Below are 1,737 nucleotides of genomic sequence, written 5' to 3' on the forward strand. Positions count from 1 at the left end.
GAGGCTGTCGCATGAATCTGCATGGGTCCGGATGAGCCGGGGCGGCGGGGCTGGGTGGCCCCGTCGTTCAGGCGGTGGTCGCGGTGCGGAGTTTGAGGAGGTTGTGGGCGCTGCAGATCAGCCGCCATTCTGCGTGGACGGCGGGCATTCCTCGTCGTGTGAAGCGTCGGTAGCCGAGGTTGGCTTTGACGTTTCCGAAGACGGGTTCGATGCTGTGCTGCCGTTTCCGGTAGGCCTCTGACCCTGTTTCGGTGGCGAGCTTGGCGTCCATGGCCCGGCGGGCGATCTCCGGCTCGACACCTTCGCCTCGGACGTGGGCGAGCATGGCCTTGACCCGCCCCTGGGAGACCTGGAGTTCGTCGATCGCGGCCCGCTGGGAGATCTCTCCTCGGGCGAGCTTCTCGATCACGGGCATCCATTCGTCGGGTTCGGGTTGGGCGGTGCGGGCTTGCCGTGGCCCGTCTTTGCCGAAGTAGCGTTTGGTCATGTCTCTAACCCAGGTGTAGGAGACGCCGAGGATGTCCCCGGCCTGCCGCAGGGACAGCTCCCCGCGGTTCACCTTCGCCAGGATGGCGAGCTTGTCATCATCGGGGGTCTCGCCTCGACGCCAGGCCGGTTTCCGCGTCGCGATCAACACGTCCGCGCCGACGTCGGCAGTGCCGCTGGCTGCCGTCCAATATCCCGCGTCCGCGACGAACGTGCCGACCTTCCCGGCGCCGGTCTCGGCGAGGTTCTCCATGACTGCTTGGGTCATCGGGATGAAGTGGGGCTGGTCGTTCGCGGTCGCGGTGACCTCCGCGGCCACGACGATCTGCCCCGTCGTCGCGGCGGTCTGGGCGTTATAGCCCTGCATCACCCCTGCGCCATTGGTGGCGATGATCCGCGAGTGCGGATCGGTCGTGTTCGCCCTCCGCGGCAGCGCCCGCCGCGCCGGCTCCTTCAACGGCTTCGGCCCTCTCAGACCCTTCCCGGTGGCGGCTTCCTTCGCCGCCCGCTCCGCGACCCGCGCCTCGTAGTCCCGCGCCGGCTGACCCTCCAGCTCTGCCAGCGCCGCCCGGATCCGGCCCCGCCGACCCTGCCCGCCGGCCCAGTCGTCCGGCAGCTCGGACCCCGAGCGATCCCCGAGCTGCTCGTCCTCCGCGGCGTCGGTGGCGGCCGCCTCGGCCAGGACCGCAGCTGCCAGCTCGTCGCGGGTGCGGTTGGCGAAGTACGACGCGTCCGCTTCGATCTTCGTCCCGTCGATCGCGACCAGTCCTGCGTCCACCAGCCCGGCCTTCACGCAGAGCCCGAGGACCTGGGAGAACAGCCCTGCGATCGCGTCCTGGTGACGCGCCCGGAACCGCGCCAACGTCGCGTGATCGGGGGACTGGTTCACCGCGATCACCCGGTAGGCGACGTCCTCGACCAGGCGCTTCTCGATCCGACGGGAGGAGCGCTCCCCGGTGCAGTACGCGTAGATCAGCACACCGAGCATCATCTCCGAGTCGTAGACGGCCCCGCCGCGCCCGTCGGCGCGGAACGCGGCGTAGAACGCCGTCAGATCCAACTCCGCGACCACATCGATCACGAAGAACGCCAGATGATCCTCCGGCAACCAATCCCGCACCGACGGCGGCAGCAGAAACCCCTGATCCCGATCACCCGAACGCACATTCACGACCATACTTAATCATCCCTGATCAGCCATAAACCCGCCTCAGGCGCGCCCGATCACCTGCAGATTCATGCGACAGCCTC

1 protein-coding gene is annotated in these 1,737 nt (G+C 68.4%); it reads right to left on the bottom strand.

Annotated features, from left to right (window positions below; all coding sequences use genetic code 11):
* Positions 1-67: 67 nt before the first annotated feature.
* Entirely contained in the window at positions 68-1,657 is a 1,590-nt protein-coding gene (locus ACGG9C_RS16940; protein WP_390178947.1) for a transposase, read from the bottom strand.
* Positions 1,658-1,737: the final 80 nt, after the last annotated feature.

Origin of the sequence: Microbacterium sp. MTN4-26 (assembly GCF_042846595.1) — a bacterium.
GTDB classification, from domain to species: Bacteria; Actinomycetota; Actinomycetes; order Actinomycetales; family Microbacteriaceae; genus Microbacterium; species Microbacterium luteum.